Annotated in this window: 16 protein-coding genes, 1 tRNA gene and 1 pseudogene; 14 read left to right on the top strand and 4 right to left on the bottom strand. The window is 65.9% G+C overall.

All coding sequences use genetic code 11. The annotated features are described in order from the left end of the window. The 10 genes from tolQ (at position 1) to ACESMN_RS08795 (ending at position 7,425) form a co-directional block, all read left to right on the top strand. The gene (tolQ, locus tag ACESMN_RS08840) at positions 1 to 666 is read left to right on the top strand and encodes a protein TolQ (protein ID WP_373053246.1); all 666 of its coding nucleotides are present in this window, start codon (positions 1 to 3) and stop codon (positions 664 to 666) included. 9 nt (positions 667 to 675) lie between these two features. Beyond that, positions 676 to 1,128, top strand: a complete 453-nt coding sequence (tolR, locus tag ACESMN_RS08835) for a protein TolR (protein ID WP_373053228.1) — start codon at positions 676 to 678, stop codon at positions 1,126 to 1,128. Positions 1,129 to 1,146: 18 nt separating this feature from the next. Further along, positions 1,147 to 2,166 (top strand): cell envelope integrity protein TolA, encoded by a 1,020-nt coding sequence (gene tolA / locus ACESMN_RS08830; protein ID WP_373053227.1) that lies wholly within the window; start codon positions 1,147 to 1,149, stop codon positions 2,164 to 2,166. 3 nt (positions 2,167 to 2,169) lie between these two features. Next, positions 2,170 to 3,465 carry a Tol-Pal system beta propeller repeat protein TolB gene (gene tolB, locus ACESMN_RS08825; RefSeq protein WP_373053226.1) on the top strand — a complete coding sequence of 432 codons (1,296 nt, stop codon included), beginning with the start codon at positions 2,170 to 2,172 and terminating at the stop codon, positions 3,463 to 3,465. A 43-nt stretch (positions 3,466 to 3,508) separates the two neighbouring features. After that, positions 3,509 to 4,081, top strand: a complete 573-nt coding sequence (pal, locus tag ACESMN_RS08820; RefSeq protein ID WP_373053225.1) for a peptidoglycan-associated lipoprotein Pal — start codon at positions 3,509 to 3,511, stop codon at positions 4,079 to 4,081. A gap of 64 nt (positions 4,082 to 4,145) precedes the next feature. Continuing rightward, complete coding sequence (gene ybgF, locus ACESMN_RS08815; protein WP_373053224.1) at positions 4,146 to 4,937, top strand: tol-pal system protein YbgF; 792 nt, start codon at positions 4,146 to 4,148, stop codon at positions 4,935 to 4,937. Next, the gene (queE, locus tag ACESMN_RS08810; protein ID WP_373053223.1) at positions 4,934 to 5,623 is read left to right on the top strand and encodes a 7-carboxy-7-deazaguanine synthase QueE; all 690 of its coding nucleotides are present in this window, start codon (positions 4,934 to 4,936) and stop codon (positions 5,621 to 5,623) included. The genes ybgF and queE overlap by 4 nt, the downstream gene beginning before the upstream one ends. Beyond that, positions 5,607 to 6,332, top strand: coding sequence for a 7-cyano-7-deazaguanine synthase QueC (gene queC, locus ACESMN_RS08805; RefSeq protein ID WP_373053222.1), 726 nt, complete (start codon positions 5,607 to 5,609; stop codon positions 6,330 to 6,332). Before queE ends, queC begins: the two co-directional genes overlap by 17 nt. 66 nt (positions 6,333 to 6,398) lie before the next feature. Then, positions 6,399 to 6,474, top strand: a tRNA-Lys gene (locus ACESMN_RS08800). Between the two features lie 639 nt (positions 6,475 to 7,113). Next, on the top strand, positions 7,114 to 7,425 hold the full coding sequence (locus ACESMN_RS08795; RefSeq protein ID WP_373053221.1) for a hypothetical protein: 312 nt from the start codon (positions 7,114 to 7,116) through the stop codon (positions 7,423 to 7,425). A 362-nt stretch (positions 7,426 to 7,787) separates the two neighbouring features. Here the strand turns inward: ACESMN_RS08795 and ACESMN_RS08790 are convergent, their stop codons facing one another. The 3 genes from ACESMN_RS08790 to ACESMN_RS08780 form a co-directional block, all read right to left on the bottom strand. Then, positions 7,788 to 8,672, bottom strand: coding sequence for a TIGR01777 family oxidoreductase (locus ACESMN_RS08790; RefSeq protein WP_373053220.1), 885 nt, complete (start codon positions 8,670 to 8,672; stop codon positions 7,788 to 7,790). A gap of 59 nt (positions 8,673 to 8,731) precedes the next feature. Then, positions 8,732 to 9,436, bottom strand: a complete 705-nt coding sequence (locus ACESMN_RS08785; RefSeq protein WP_373053245.1) for an SDR family NAD(P)-dependent oxidoreductase — start codon at positions 9,434 to 9,436, stop codon at positions 8,732 to 8,734. A 77-nt stretch (positions 9,437 to 9,513) separates the two neighbouring features. Beyond that, complete coding sequence (locus ACESMN_RS08780; RefSeq protein ID WP_373053219.1) at positions 9,514 to 9,726, bottom strand: hypothetical protein; 213 nt, start codon at positions 9,724 to 9,726, stop codon at positions 9,514 to 9,516. Positions 9,727 to 10,310: 584 nt separating this feature from the next. Between ACESMN_RS08780 and ACESMN_RS08775 the strand changes: the two genes are divergently transcribed. Then, positions 10,311 to 10,892: an Hsp20/alpha crystallin family protein gene (locus tag ACESMN_RS08775; RefSeq protein ID WP_373053218.1), complete on the top strand. Its 582-nt coding sequence runs from the start codon at positions 10,311 to 10,313 to the stop codon at positions 10,890 to 10,892. 322 nt (positions 10,893 to 11,214) lie between these two features. Here the strand turns inward: ACESMN_RS08775 and ACESMN_RS08770 are convergent. Next, positions 11,215 to 12,649: pseudogene (locus ACESMN_RS08770) on the bottom strand (IS1182 family transposase). A gap of 262 nt (positions 12,650 to 12,911) precedes the next feature. Here ACESMN_RS08770 and ACESMN_RS08765 point away from each other — a divergent pair. The 3 genes from ACESMN_RS08765 (at position 12,912) to ACESMN_RS08755 (ending at position 13,920) form a co-directional block, all read left to right on the top strand. Next, entirely contained in the window at positions 12,912 to 13,526 is a 615-nt protein-coding gene (locus ACESMN_RS08765; RefSeq protein ID WP_373053217.1) for a LysE family translocator, read from the top strand. Between the two features lie 14 nt (positions 13,527 to 13,540). Next, a complete protein-coding gene (locus ACESMN_RS08760; protein ID WP_373053216.1) occupies positions 13,541 to 13,690 on the top strand; it encodes a hypothetical protein in 150 nt (49 codons plus the stop codon). A 62-nt stretch (positions 13,691 to 13,752) separates the two neighbouring features. Further along, positions 13,753 to 13,920, top strand: a complete 168-nt coding sequence (locus ACESMN_RS08755; protein WP_373053215.1) for a hypothetical protein — start codon at positions 13,753 to 13,755, stop codon at positions 13,918 to 13,920. Positions 13,921 to 14,100 lie beyond the last annotated feature (180 nt).

The following is a 14,100-nucleotide window of genomic DNA, read 5'->3' as shown; positions in this document are numbered from 1 at the left end:
CTGTGGCGCCTGATCCTGGACGCCAGCCTGATCGTGCAGCTGGTCATGGTGCTCCTGGTCGTCGCCTCCGTGTTGTCGTGGCTGGTGATCCTGGTCAAGGCGCGCACGATGAAGGTGGCGAACAGGGCCTCTGACGAATTCGAGGAACGCTTCTGGTCCGGTATCGATCTGGCCCATCTCTATGACGGCATACGGCGCAAGACGGACGTATCCGGCATGGAGCACGTGTTCTCCTCCGGTTTCAAGGAATTCCTGCGGACCCGGCAGCAGCCGGCGCACGTGGTGGAGTCCACGCACCGTTCGATGCGTGTGGCGATCGCCCGGGAGGGCCAGGATCTGGAGCGCTACCTGCCGTTCCTGGCGACGGTCGGATCCACCAGCCCGTACATTGGCCTGTTCGGGACCGTGTGGGGGATCATGCACGCGTTTCTCGGGCTCTCGGGCGCCCAGCAGGCGACACTGCAGATGGTCGCCCCCGGGATCGCGGAGGCACTGATCGCCACCGCCCTCGGCCTGTTCGCGGCGATTCCCGCGGTGATCGCGTACAACCGTTTCGCCACCGACACGGACCGGCTGCTCGGGCGTTTCGAGAATTTCAGCGACGAGTTCGTGGCCCTGCTGGCCCGCCAGACGGCCGGTCGCGGTGTCGCAGAGGCCGGGGAGTAGGAACGCGCCATGGCCGACACCTCACGATGCAACAGCCGCCGGCTGCGTCGCCCCATCTCCCAGATCAACGTCGTGCCCTTCATCGACGTGATGCTGGTGCTGCTGATCATCTTCATGATCACCGCCCCGATGCTGCAGCAGGGTGTCGAGGTCGATCTTCCCGAGGCGCAGGCCGAGGCCCTGGAGACCGAGGAGCGCTCGCGCGAGCCGATCGTGGTCACGGTGACCGCTGGCGGGGCCATGAGCGTCAACCAGGGTCCGATGGCGAACGAACCGCTGGCCGGTCCGGAGCTGATTGCGATCGTGCAGGAAATCCTCGCCGGCACGCCCGCCGTCCAGACCTATGTCCGCGGCGACCGCAATGTCGACTACGGACGGGTGATGGATGCGATGGTCGCGCTGCAGCGTGCGGGCGCCGGTCGGGTCGGACTGTTGACGGAACCACCCAGGGATGCGAATTGACCCGACGGTGAGCACGAAGTGATCAGCCTGATCCGAGAGCACACCGGCCGCCTGCTCCTGGCGGTGCTCCTGCACGTGGTGCTGTTCGCTGCGCTGCTGCTGAACGTGTCGTTCCTCGCCCCCTACTCGGCATCGCTCGCCGCGCGCGCCGAGGTGGAGCCGGTCGAGGTGATCGAGGCGGTGGCGGTGGATGTCGAGGCCTTTGAACGCAGGGAGCGCGAGATCCGGACGATGGAGCAGGAGCGGATCGCAGAGGAACTCCGGCGCGAGGAGGAGGCGCGCCGCGAGGCGGAACGGCAGCGCCAGGAAGAGATCCGCCGCCAGCAGGAGGAACAGGCGCGCCGGGAGGCGGAGGAACGGGCGCGGCAGCAGGCGCTGCGCGAGGCCGAGGCGGCGCGCGAGGAGGCCCTGCGCATCCGGGAGGAGGCGCAGCGGCTCGCCGAGGCGGAGCAGGCCCGGATCGAGCAGGAACGGCGCGAGGCCGAGGCGGCACGGGCAAAGGCGGAGGCCGAACGCGAGGCTGCCGAGGCGGCGCGCGAGGCCGAGGCGGCGGAGCGGCGCGCGCGCGAGGAGGCGGAGCGCCGGGAACGCGAGGAGGCGGAGCGGCGGCGCGCCGAGGAAGAGGCGCGGCGCCGCGAGGCGCAGGCGCGCGAGCTCGAGGAGCAGCGGCGTCGGGAGCAGATGGAACAGGAGCAGCGCCGGCTGGCGGCGGCGCGGGCCGAGCGCGAGGCGGCGGAGCGGCGTGCGCGCGAGGACGCGCAGCGGCAGGCCTACATCGCCGAGGTGCAGGCGACGGTGGAGCGGCGCTGGCGCATACCGGAGGGTGCGCGGGCCATGGACGAGGCGGTGGTGCTGGTGCGCATCAACCCGGACACCGGGCGTATCCTGAGCTTCGACCTGCGCAGCTGTTCGGGTGGGGCCGGGTTCTGCGAGTCCGTGCGCCAGACGATGGACCGGTTGCAGTCGCTGCCGAGGCCTCCCGACGCGGCGGCGGTCCGAGGCGGTATCCGTATTCGTTTTTCGCCCGAGACGGGCTAGGTGATGCAGATGAAGCTCAGAAGTCTCCAGATCTGTTTGTTCGGACTGCTGCTGCTGGCCGCTGGCCAGGCCGGGGCGGTCCTCGACGTGACGGTCACCGAGGGCGTGAGTGGCGCGATCCCCGTGGCGGTGACTCCGTTCACCTGGGAGGGCGAGGGCAGTCCTCCGGAGGACGTGGCGCAGATCGTCGGCGCGAATCTTGCCCGCAGCGGGCTGTTCCGGGTGCTCGGGCGGGAGCGTCTGGCGGGAGCGCCGGCGGGTCCGGATGACTTTCTTTCCGAACAGTGGGCCGCGGTCGGCGCGGAATACCTGGTGATCGGGCGGTTGCGGCCCGAGGGGGAGCGCGTGCTGATCGAATTCCACGTGTTCGACGTGCTCGCCAATCAGCGGCTGGGCGGGTTCCGGATTCCGGTACCGCCGGAGATGCTGCGGCGCGGTGCCCATCGCGTCTCCGATATCGTCTATGAACAGATCACGGGTGACGAGGGTGCCTTCAGCGCGCGTATCGCCTACGTCGGCGTCACCGGACGCGGCGACGAGCGGCGCTTCACGCTGGAGGTGGCCGATTCCGACGGTGCCGATCCGCGTACGCTGTACCGGTCCTCCGAGCCCCTGATGTCGCCGGCATGGTCCCCGGATGGGCGGTACCTGGTCTACGTCTCCTTCGAAAACCGCCGCTCCGAGGTCTTCCGGCACAATGTGGAGACCGGGGCGCGCGACCGGCTGGCAAGCTATCCCGGCATCAACAGCGCCCCGGCCTGGTCGCCGGACGGCGAGCGGCTGGCGATGAGCCTGTCGCGCGACGGAACCCCGAACATCTACATCATGGATTTGGATAGCGGTGCGTTGACGCAGGTCACGCGATCCAATGCGATCGATACGGAACCGGCATGGTCCGCGGACGGCGAGACCCTGTACTTCACCTCCGACCGGGCCGGCTCGCCGCAGATCTACGAGATGCGCCTGTCCGGCGGGAGCGCGCGGCGCCTGACCTTCGAGGGCTCCTCCGCGGGTGCGGCCACCGTCTCCCCGGACGGCGAGGCGGTGGTCTACGTGCAGGGGGACGGCGGCGAGTTGCGGATTGCCCGCCTCGACCTGGAGACCCGCCAGGTGACCCTGCTGACGCGGGGCCGGTTCGACAAGTCGCCGAGCTTCGCGCCCAATGGCAGCATGATCCTGTACTCGACCACTGAACGTGGCCGCGGAATACTGGGCTCCGTAAGCCGCGACGGCCGGGTGCACCAGCGCCTGGCGGCACGCACCGGAGAGGTCCGGGAACCCGCGTGGTCGCCTCTGTGATCTACCCGTTCGACAACCTGAATGCCTTGTGAGGAACCATCGAATGAACGCAATGCTCCGTTGGGGTTTGATTGTCCTGATGATCGGCCTGCTGGCGGCCTGTGCCCAGCCCAAGCGCGACCTGAGCGAGGCCGAACGGCAGGCCGCGCAGGCAGCCGCCGCCGAGGCCGAGGCCGAGGCCGAGGCGGCGGAACGCGCCCGGAGGGATGCCGAGGCCCGGGGCCTCGGCGCCGATGGCGACCTGAGCGTGGATCCGCTGGACGATCCGGACAGCCTGCTGGCGGAGCGCCTGGTCTATTTCGATCTTGACCGCGATGCCGTGCGCTCGGAGTTCATCCCGATGCTGGAGGCGCACGCGCGCTACCTGTCGCAGAATCCCGACGCGCGCCTGCGCCTTGAAGGGCATGCCGACGAGCGCGGCACCCGCGAGTACAATCTTGCGCTGGGTGAGCGCAGGGCCCAGTCGGTGCGCCGCGTCATGAATCTGAACGGGGCCCGTGACACGCAGCTGGAGGTGATCAGCTATGGTGAGGAGATGCCTGTGGCCTTCACCCAGACCGAGGACGCGTGGGCGCGCAACCGGCGCGTCGAACTGGTCTACGAGGTGCGGCGCTGACCCCGGTCACGCCGGGGTCTGGTCTTCCCGTGCCCCGGCCCTCCCGCATCGGGTCCCTGCAGTGATGCCAGCCGCGCAGTCGCCACGCACCGGGGTGGGGTACCGGAAGCTTGCAGCACTGCTGCTCGGGATCGGCCTCCTGCTTCCGGCGCCCGCGATCTGGGCCCAGTCGAATCCGCCGGTGGCCACTCAGCACCAGCTGCAGACGCTGGAGATGCGGGTGGAGCGCGTCGAGCGCCTGCTCGACTCCGGGGTCCTGACGGAGATGCTGCGCAATGTCGACGACCTGCAGTCGGAAGTGCGTCAGCTGCGGGGGCAGGTGGAACAGCTGGAGAACGAACTGCGCAACATTCGTGCCCGCCAGCGGGACCAGTTCCGGAATCTCGACGAGCGCATCGGGCTGGTCGAGGGTGACCTGGTCGCCGAGCGCTCGCCGATGCCGGAAGCGCTTCCCGTGGACGAGCCCCTGCCCGACGCGGACGAGCAGGAATCCTACGAGACCGCCTTCAACCGCTTGATGGGCGGCGACTACGAGGACGCGATCCGCGAGCTCGAACGGTTCATGGAACGCTATCCGGATGGCGTCTATTCCGCGAACGCACTCTACTGGCTGGCGGAGGCGAAGTATGCGCGGGGCGACTACGAGGCCGCGCTTATCGACTTCGAGGCGGTCCGTGACCGATTCCCCGACAGTGAGAAGGCAGCCGATGCCCTGTTGAAGCTCGGCTATTCGCATTTCGAGCTGGGCAACACCGACCAGGCGCGTGCGGCGCTGGAACAGGTGCTGGAGGATTATCCCGGCACGACGCTGTCGCGCCTGGCACAGGACCGCCTGCGGCGGCTGGACGGGCAGTGACGGAGGCCGTGACCCGCGTCCGCCCGGCGCCGCCCGCTCAGGACCCGGTCCGGATACGGGTGACGGAGATCTTCCTCTCCCTGCAGGGGGAGGCTGCCCAGGTCGGTTGGCCTACAGTCTTCGTGCGGCTCACTGGATGCCCGCTGCGCTGCCGCTGGTGCGACACGGAGTACAGCTTCAGCGGCGGCGAGCCGATGGGCATGGACGCGGTGCTGCAGGCGGTGGAGGGCCACGGTGTCCGTCACGTCTGCGTGACTGGCGGCGAGCCGCTGGCCCAGCCGGGCTGTCTGCCGCTCCTGCAGGCACTCTGCGACCGGGGCCTCGCGGTCTCCCTGGAGACCAGCGGCGCGCTCGATGTCGGCGCGGTGGACCCGCGGGTGAACATCGTGATGGACCTGAAGGCGCCCGGTTCCGGCGAGACCGCGCGCAACCGTACCGACAACCTTGCGCACCTGAAACCGGGTGACCAGCTCAAGTTCGTGCTGGCCGGGCGGGACGACTTCGACTGGGCACTGGCCTGGCTCGGCCGGCATGCGCTCCCCCCCGGGGTCGAGGTGCTGTTTTCGCCGGTTCACGGGGAACTCGAGCCCGTCGCACTCGCCGACTGGATCGTCGAGGCCCGCGCACCGGTGCGCTTCCAGGTGCAGTTGCACAAGCTGCTGTGGGGCGATGTCCCCGGACGTTGACCAGGGCGGCGCAGGCGGCGCAGTGGCCGGCGAGGGGGCGGTGGTGCTCCTGTCGGGCGGTCTCGACTCGGCGACCTGTCTGGCGCTGGCAGGCGCTCAGGGCTATGCCTGTCACGCGCTGAGCATCGACTACGGGCAACGCCACCGTGCCGAGCTGCAGGCGGCGCGCCGGGTCGCAAGGTCCCTGGGTGCGGCCAGCCACCGGGTGGTGTCGGTCGACCTGAGCGCCATCGGCGGTTCCGCGCTGACCGATTCCGGCATCCCGGTGCCGGAGACACCCGCGGAGGGGATCCCGGTGACCTATGTGCCGGCGCGGAACACGACCCTGTTGTCGCTGGCGCTGGGCCTGGCCGAGGCACTCGATCTGCGCCGGATCTTCATCGGGGCCAACGCGGTCGATTACTCGGGGTATCCCGACTGCCGCCCGGCCTTCATCGAGGCCTTCGAGGCGCTGGCGAATCTCGCGACGCGCGCGGGCATCGAGGGTGACGGGTTCCAAGTCCATGCCCCGCTGATCGCGCTCACCAAGGCCGAGATCATCCGCCTCGGGGTCGTGCACGGGCTCGACTACGCGCTGACCGTCAGTTGCTACCAGGCGGACGAGCAGGGGCGCGCCTGCGGTGTCTGCGACAGCTGCCGCATCCGGCGCGCGGGATTCGCGGCCGCCGGGCTTGCCGACCCCACGCGCTATCGGCCGGGTGCGGACTGAACCGGGCCCGCGTCAGTGCGAGCTTGCGTTTTCCGGGACAGCCCGTAGACTATCCAGCCTTCCGGCGGGTCGTTAGCTCAGTTGGTAGAGCACCGGACTTTTAATCCGATGGTCGTTGGTTCGAGCCCAACACGACCCACCATACTTTCAATGGCTTACGAAGGAATCGCTTCCAGCTTTCTTCGTCCCCCGCTAGCCGTGTAAGCACCTTGTAAGCAGTTTCTCGGAACTGCGCAGCTTGGCGCACCCTTGCCCTGCATGCTCTCCTTCCCACCCAATCGTGTAGCTTGCCAGGATTGATGTTGCCTGTCCGGCGGGTTGAACGCCGGGAGCGGGAGGCTGACGGGATGGTGAGTCCAGCGCCAACACCATCGCCGAGAACCGTGACCGGCCGCCAGACCTCTTGCGCGTCTGGCATGAACAGGTCGAGCGGTGGATTCTTGCAGAAGCGGGGATCACAGCACCGCAAGAGCGGACGCTTCGCGTGGACTCGGCAGAGCCGCCGGTCGAAGTGAGACAGGAACCGGACCAGCAGTCAGGGTAATGACGATGGCTTTGGCGGGTGTGGGCCGATCCCTGCCTCCCGAATCCAGTATTCGTTGTTGATGGTCCATTTAAACAATCACTTGGCGCATCTGGCCCCCGCTAACGTGACCGGAAACGACACGAGTGTACTGCGCGTGACTGGAGTGCGTAACGATCCAGTCACGCCGGGATCCGGCTCATGGATCGCCGGATTCATCTGGCGCGAAGGTCACTGTGGATGCCGAGGGAGGTTTCCGTGACGAACACTTCAACCCAGCGCTTCGTGCGCGGCGAACGGTACAGGGTTGTGAAGAAGGGCGGCGATTTGCGTGGCTTCCGGCCGACCGGCCCGGGCATGGAAACCCTGTGGCGCAAGGATCTCCGGGTCGGGGATGTCATCACCTGCGCCGGCGGCGCGTTCACGTCGGGTGACGGGGTTCCGATCGTCCGGTGGCTCGACGCGGACGGCAAGCTGCTGGCCAACGACTGCGAATTCCAGCCGGACGACGGTCGCAGGTGGGGGAGTCTTCCGGCCGAGGAATTCCTGGTGAGGATCGGGCCCTGTTGATGGTCTGGGGAGGTTTTGCCCGGCATTGGCGGAACAACAGCCGCGGTCGGCGAAACGGAATCTGCGTGAATGGTGTCGCTGATGGCCGAAGCCGATCCGCAGCAGCCCCCGGGCGCCCGTGCGGCAGGGACGGTATTAGCTTCTAGAGCGGTCACTGAGGTGGCCTTGGGTTTGTGCGCGGATGATTGCCGCACACCCTGAATGGGGCTGATTGCGACGCCCCTTCGGCGCCAGGTTGAGCCCGAGGCTTCGGTTCGTTGTTTTGGTCACGACGGCCGTTCAATGCGGGCAAACAACCGACATCCCGAGCCTTTACTTCTCATGATCAGTAAGTCCGCTTGGTCCCACCTCGATCTGTTGGTTCATCCCAAAATGGCGTGAAGCGCCTGTTTCAGTTCCGGGTAACGGAACTCGAAACCTTCATCCATGAGGCGTTTCGGCATCATGCGGTTGCTGACCAGCAGAAGTTCGGACAACTCGCCGAACAGCAGGCGCAGAACCGGCTCGGGCATTGGGAACAGGGTGGGGCGTTTCAGGGCTCTGCCGAGCGCCTGGGTAAAGTCGGCGTTGGTGACCGGATTCGGGGCGCTTGCGTTGTAAGGACCCGAAGCCTGTTCGTTCGCCACCAGCCAGTGGTAGATGGCCACGATGTCGGCCCGGTGGATCCACGGGAAATAGTGCCTACCGGAACCCAGACGCCCGCCGGCGCCCATCTTGAATGGGAACAACATCTTGGCCAGGGCGCCACCGTCGCGGTCCAGTACCACGCCGGTGCGGACCAGGCAGACGCGCACGCCCAGGGATTCCGCCTTCAGCGCCTCGTTTTCCCACTGCGCGCACAGATCATGCGTGAAACCGGCCGTCGGAGTCGTGTCTTCGTTGATGATGCGGTCGCCCTGCTCGCCGTAGTAGCCGACGGCAGAGGCGGAGATCAGGGCCTTGGGCGGGCTTCCCATGCCCTGCATCCATTCCACCAGTTTTCGGGTGGTGTCCACGCGGGAGTCGACCAGGAGACGTTTGCGGGCCTCGGTCCATCTGCCGTCTGCGATCGAAGCCCCGGCCAGGTTGATGATCGCATCCGGGTTCGGGCCGGTCAGTTCGTCCAGACGTTGGATGGCAGTCGCACCTTCGGCGACCTTCGCATTGGGCTGGCGGCTCCAGACGACCACGTCGTGGCCGTCTCCTATCAGCGTTGGGCACAAGGCCTGTCCGATGAAGCCGGTGCCGCCCGAAACCAGAATACGCATGAGACCACCTGTCTATTGAGAGAGCGCCGCCGGTGTGAAGGGGCGGGGACACGGAAGAATCAGAAGGGCAGCCGCTGCCCCTCGTAATCGAAAAACTCGCCCGACTGCTCGCGTTCGAGGCCGTCCAGCACCTCGAGCAACCGGCACGCGGCGTATTCAGGCGTCAGCACTTCGGGCGCACGGCTGCGATACGGCGCCGACAGCCGGGTCGCGACCGTGCCGGGCTGCAGGGAGGCCACGACCAACTGCCGATGGCTGATGCGCAACTCCACCGCGGCCGTGCGGAGAATCTGATTCAGGGCAGCCTTGGACGCCCGGTAACTCACCCAGCCACCAAGACGATTGTCCTCAATGGACCCAACCCGGGCCGAGAGCGACGCGAAGATGCAGCGGCGCGTGCGGGGTAACAGCGGCGTCAGATGCTTCAGAAGCAGGGCCGGGCCGATCGCGTTGACCGCAAAACCCCGCGCCATCACCGCTGGATCGATTTCCGAGAGTCGCTTTTCCGGGCGGTGCCCCTCGATGGTCAATACCCCGGTGGCGTCGATCATCAGGTCCCACTCGGCCGATCGCTCGCGCAGCCACGCGGCCGCACTGGCTACGCTTGCCTCGCTGATGACATCGATCGGTGGTTCGGAGTTGCGGGAGAGTGCTGCGACATCGCCGCAGTTCGGGTCGTTTCTCAGATGTTCCACGAAGGCTTGGCCCAAGCCACCGGTGGCGCCGATTACGACCGCGCGATACGAGCTACCCAGGGAATCCATGGCGATCAAGACATCAAGGGATCCGCCGGGTTCCACCGGTAGCCGGTCATTCGGCCCCAAGCACAGAGGGCTGCTGGTTAACCCGCCCTCTCGGGGGCGCCCAGACCGTTACCGACGATCAGCTCCGGGATCTGCTGCCGGAAGCGGAAGAAGCCGTGCGTCGCGTGGGGCCAGGCGAGATCGTCCCATTGGCGCCGCAGCGGAACGATTTCGATCCCGTCGGCCTCGAGTTCGCGGGTGAGGTGTTGCAGGCCGTCCGCCAACGGCCCGACCGGCGCTTCTGTGGTCACGACGGTACGCACCTGGGTCGAGTCACAGTGCCAGCGGAGCGAATCCGCTTGCAGGGCATCAAGGACATGCACATTCGGACTGCCATCCCGGTTCAGGCGATCTGCCGTGTCCGCGGCCAAGAGGCAGTCGGGGGTGCCACCGTCACTCACGGTTCCCACGAGTGGCAGTGATCAACTCTGGGCCCTCGGCCCTGCAGTTCTCGCACATGACCTCTCCAGGAGGCATTGCAGGCTGCGACGGGTTAGTGGTCTCGGGGTACGGCTAGCCCGCGTAGGACTGGGCGGTAAGGCGGAGCGTGATTGCGTGCAGGTGGCGAATCACGCAGAGATTCGGCCGGCGTTGAGATGCGGCGCCACAGAGGCCATACTTTCCTTGAGGCCAAAGGGCGGGGTTGCCCGCCCTGCGGCAATTCGTCACGGAGCGGGATCGATGGGCGGCGTTCCCTTGATTTTGGGACTCCATCCTCATTGATCGCATCAATGCAAGTCTGCCGCCCAGCCCGGACCCGTAAGCCTGTGCGAATCGCGTTGCGAAAGGCAGCCCGCACTGCTGTGTGCATCACTCACGCGACAGGAGAAAAAACATGGGTTTCGATCTGAATAAGTTGGCCCCCTGGAACTGGTTCAAGAAAGAGCAAGAGGCCCAGCAAGGCGCAGGCAGCGTTCCTGTGGCCAAAGCGAACCTGCCGGCGAGCGCACCGCTATCCTCGCTGGACCCCTTGCTGCAATTGCACCGCGAAGTCGATCGCCTGTTCGACGACGCGTTTCGCGGTTTCGGCGGGCGTTGGCCGAGCTTCACGCTGCCGACCATGGGCCCGGAGTGGCAGGACCTGCTGCGCCCCTCACTGGACATCCACGAGACAGACCAGCAGTACCGGATCACGCTCGAGGTGCCGGGGGTGGATGAGAAGGATATCCAACTCACCCTGGACGACGACGTGCTGTGGATTCGTGGCGAGAAGCGTCAGGAGCAGGAGCAGCAGGACGGTCAATACCACCGAATCGAGCGCAACTACGGCAGCTTCCAGCGTGCCCTGAATCTTCCGGGAGACGCCGACCAGGACGCAATCAAAGCGTCGTTCAAGAATGGTGTACTCACCGTCACCATCGGAAAGCGTGAACACGCGGATGTTTCAACGAGCCGCAAGATTCCGATCGAGAACTGATAGGGCCCGAATCCCGCGCCACCCTAAAGGTGGCGCATTCTTCCGAAAAGAAGCGAACAACGCTGAGATGCGTCCGACGCCCGCTCAGGACCGACCATCGCGACTATCCTTGGAGTGTCTTCACCCGACCCAGACCGTGTGAAAACTCGAATTTCGGAGTTGATCCGCTGTGAGGAGGGCAGTCTAAAACCCTCGGAGGGCATCCGCCGCGATGATGGGGATCAAGAAGGGCCCTGGGGGTTCTGGGTCGTGACCCGAATCAGGCGCGTAGGCGGTGAAGACGGTGGCCGGGCACCCGCCATTCTGCGGGCAAAGCGGGGCGTCAGGCCCGCGCCATGCCCAGGATCAAAGGCCGGGCGCCCAAAATCGCGATCACGCGTTTGAGGTTGTACGCCAGGACATGGAGACTCATCTCGGTGCTCACCCGAGGCAACGTCCGGGTGAGGAAATGGGTATGCCCCATCCAGGACTTCAGGGTGCCAAAGGGGTGTTCAACCGTGCACCGGCGCACCCGCATGCGTTCCGGTTGCTGGTCCAGACGCCGCTCTGCGGCCTCGACCACGGCCTCGTGCTCCCAGCGGCTGACCCGACGGTAGACCCCCGTCGTGCATTGCGGACGCAGGTGGCAATGCGGACAGGCTGAGGACCAGTACCGGTGGATGGTCAAGCCCTTCTCCTGCCGTGTGAACCGGTAGATCAGGCGCTCGCCGGCCGGGCAGGCATAGGTATCCGTGTCGGATTGGTAGATGAAATCGCGCTTGCCAAAGAGCCCCTTGGCCAGGTTGCCTGAGGTCTGTGGTTTCGGCAGGTAGGTGGTGATCTGTGCCATGTCGCAGGCACGGATCTCTTCGCCCCGGAAATACCCACGGTCCGCCACGACCTCCAGTGCGGGCGACCCGATCGCTTCCTTGGCCAACACCGCCATCCGGCTCAGCTGCGCACGATCGTGACCGGTGTTGGTGACGTCATGTGCGACGATCAGATGATGCCGGGCCTCCACGGCCGTCTGCACGTTGTAGCCGACCATGCCCGTACCCCGCCCACTCGTCGCCATCGAGCGGGCATCCGGATCCGTCAGGGAGATCTGTTGATCCGGCGCCTCGAGCATCTGTTCTTCGAGTCCCCGGAGTCGCGCGATCTCCTGCTTCAGCGTGGCGATCTTGTCCGCCAGGCGGTGACTCTTGTCCCCCGCCACCGCCGCTTCCTGCCGATCGGCGCTGGCCATCTGCCCCAGATACCGCGCGATGCTCTCATCAATCTGCTGCAACCGCCGTTGCAGCTTCGCCCGGGTGAGTGCGATCGCGGTTGTTCACCGCCTTGAACTTGCTGCCGTCGATGGCCACAAATGCCTCCGCAAACAAGTTCAGCTTCCGGCACAGCATGGCGAACTCGCGACACACCCGCCGGATCGCGTCTCCGTTGTCCTTGCGAAAATCGGCAATGGTCTTGAAGTCCGGTGTCAGACGTCCCGTCAGCCACATCAACTCGACGTTACGCTGCGCCTCGCGCTCCAGCCGACGACTGGACTGAATCCGGTTCATGTACCCGTAGACGTACAGCTTCAGCAGCGTCGCCGGGTCATACCCCGGACGGCCGGTGGCCGGCGCTTCGGTGGCAAAGCCCAGACCCCGCAGATCCAGCTCATCCACGAAGACATCGATGACACGAGCCGCACTGTCCTCGACCACGTAGTCCTCCAGCGTCTCCGGAAACAACGTGACCTGATTGCGCTGCGCACCTGCAATGAATCCGCTCATCCGGTGCCCCCCCCTCAGAACCTGCCCTATTTTACCGTGAGCGGAGTTTTCACACAGTCTGGACCCAGAGGAGCCGGCCGGTGGGGTTTGATGGGAGGCGTTTGTCTGGAGGCAAGCCGCGCTCGACCTTCGGTGTGGCTGGAAGGTGGAGGAGGCGATATGCTCAGGTGCAGAGTGGGCCAGGATGCCTGCCGCAGGAAGGCCAGAGTGCCCCGGCCTGTCGAATCTTCCGAGACGAACGGGTTTCCGGATTGGAGAGACGGTGGACTTTCAGCAACTCATCTCGCTGTTCGTGGTCCTCGTGGTCCTGGCCGCACTGCCGAGCGCCAGCGTATTGCTGGTCATCGCTCGCTCGACTGCGAACGGGTTCCGCCACGGAGTGGCAGTCAGCAGCGGGATTGTGTGCGCCGACCTCCTGTTCGCGACGTTGGCACTCGTGGGAATGTCTGTGGTCGCCGAGCTACTCGGCGAGCTCTTCGTGTTCGTGAAATATGTCGGCGGCTTGTATCTCATGTGGTTCGGGTGGTTTCTGATTCGCCGCGGACCGGTGGAGGCGGACCCGCTTGCATCAAGTGCCTCTGTGTTGGGTGACTTTGTCGCTGGATTTCTGCTGACCCTCGGAGACGCCAAGGCCATCTTCTTCTATGCCAGTCTTTTCCCTGCGTTCGTCGACTTGGGTCACGCCACGACCGGTCAGTTCGCGGCCGTGTTGCTCTTGACCGCAATCGCTGTCGGAGTCCCCAAGCTGGCCTACGCCAAACTGGCATCCAGTGCGGTGCTCTTCTCAAGTTTCAGCCGCTACCGTGTCCGGATCCGACAGGTGGCCGGCATCGGCGTCCTTGGCACGGGGGCGCTTGTCATCGTCAAAGCCCCATGACGATCACGTCCGCCATGTCCGACCTTCTGCTCTTTTCCATCATCGAGTGGCCCGGTCATCCCAACCTGACCGAGCTCTACCGTAGCCGCAACATCCGTGAGGTTCGCCTGACTTCGATGCGCAAGGCGATACAGGCCCTCGCGAGCTTCGGCCCGACTACGTAGTGGATGAGTTCTTCTATGGCTAACGCAACAACTACGCCGGGGCCAACCTCGGGAATCTCGACGTGTTCCTGGCGAGTCTGCAGACGTACGCGCCCTGGGCACGGGTGATCGAAATGGTGGACAAACAGGAGCGGCAGTATGCCGAACGACTGGCCGAACGCTATCCGCTACATACGGTGCTGGTGCAGCCCGTGACCGCCGCGGACGCGGAATCGTTGCTTCTCGCTTGAGGCTTGGCCAGACAGAGCTTCTCATCCGCCCTGTGACACGTGCCTGCGCCGAAAGATACCGCGGTCCGTGGCAGCCGAGGGTCTCAAGTCGACCCTGATCGGGATGCCATAAGCCGCGGGACCCATCACGCAATCGGCTGGCCGACCGACTGAAATGAACCGGGGAGTGGCGCTCGCGAG

It is taken from the genome of Thioalkalivibrio sp. (assembly GCF_041690275.1).
Lineage (GTDB): Bacteria > Pseudomonadota > Gammaproteobacteria > Ectothiorhodospirales > Ectothiorhodospiraceae > Thioalkalivibrio.
The sequence above is the reverse complement of the archived record's forward strand: the minus strand, read 5'-3'. Positions and strand labels throughout refer to the sequence as shown.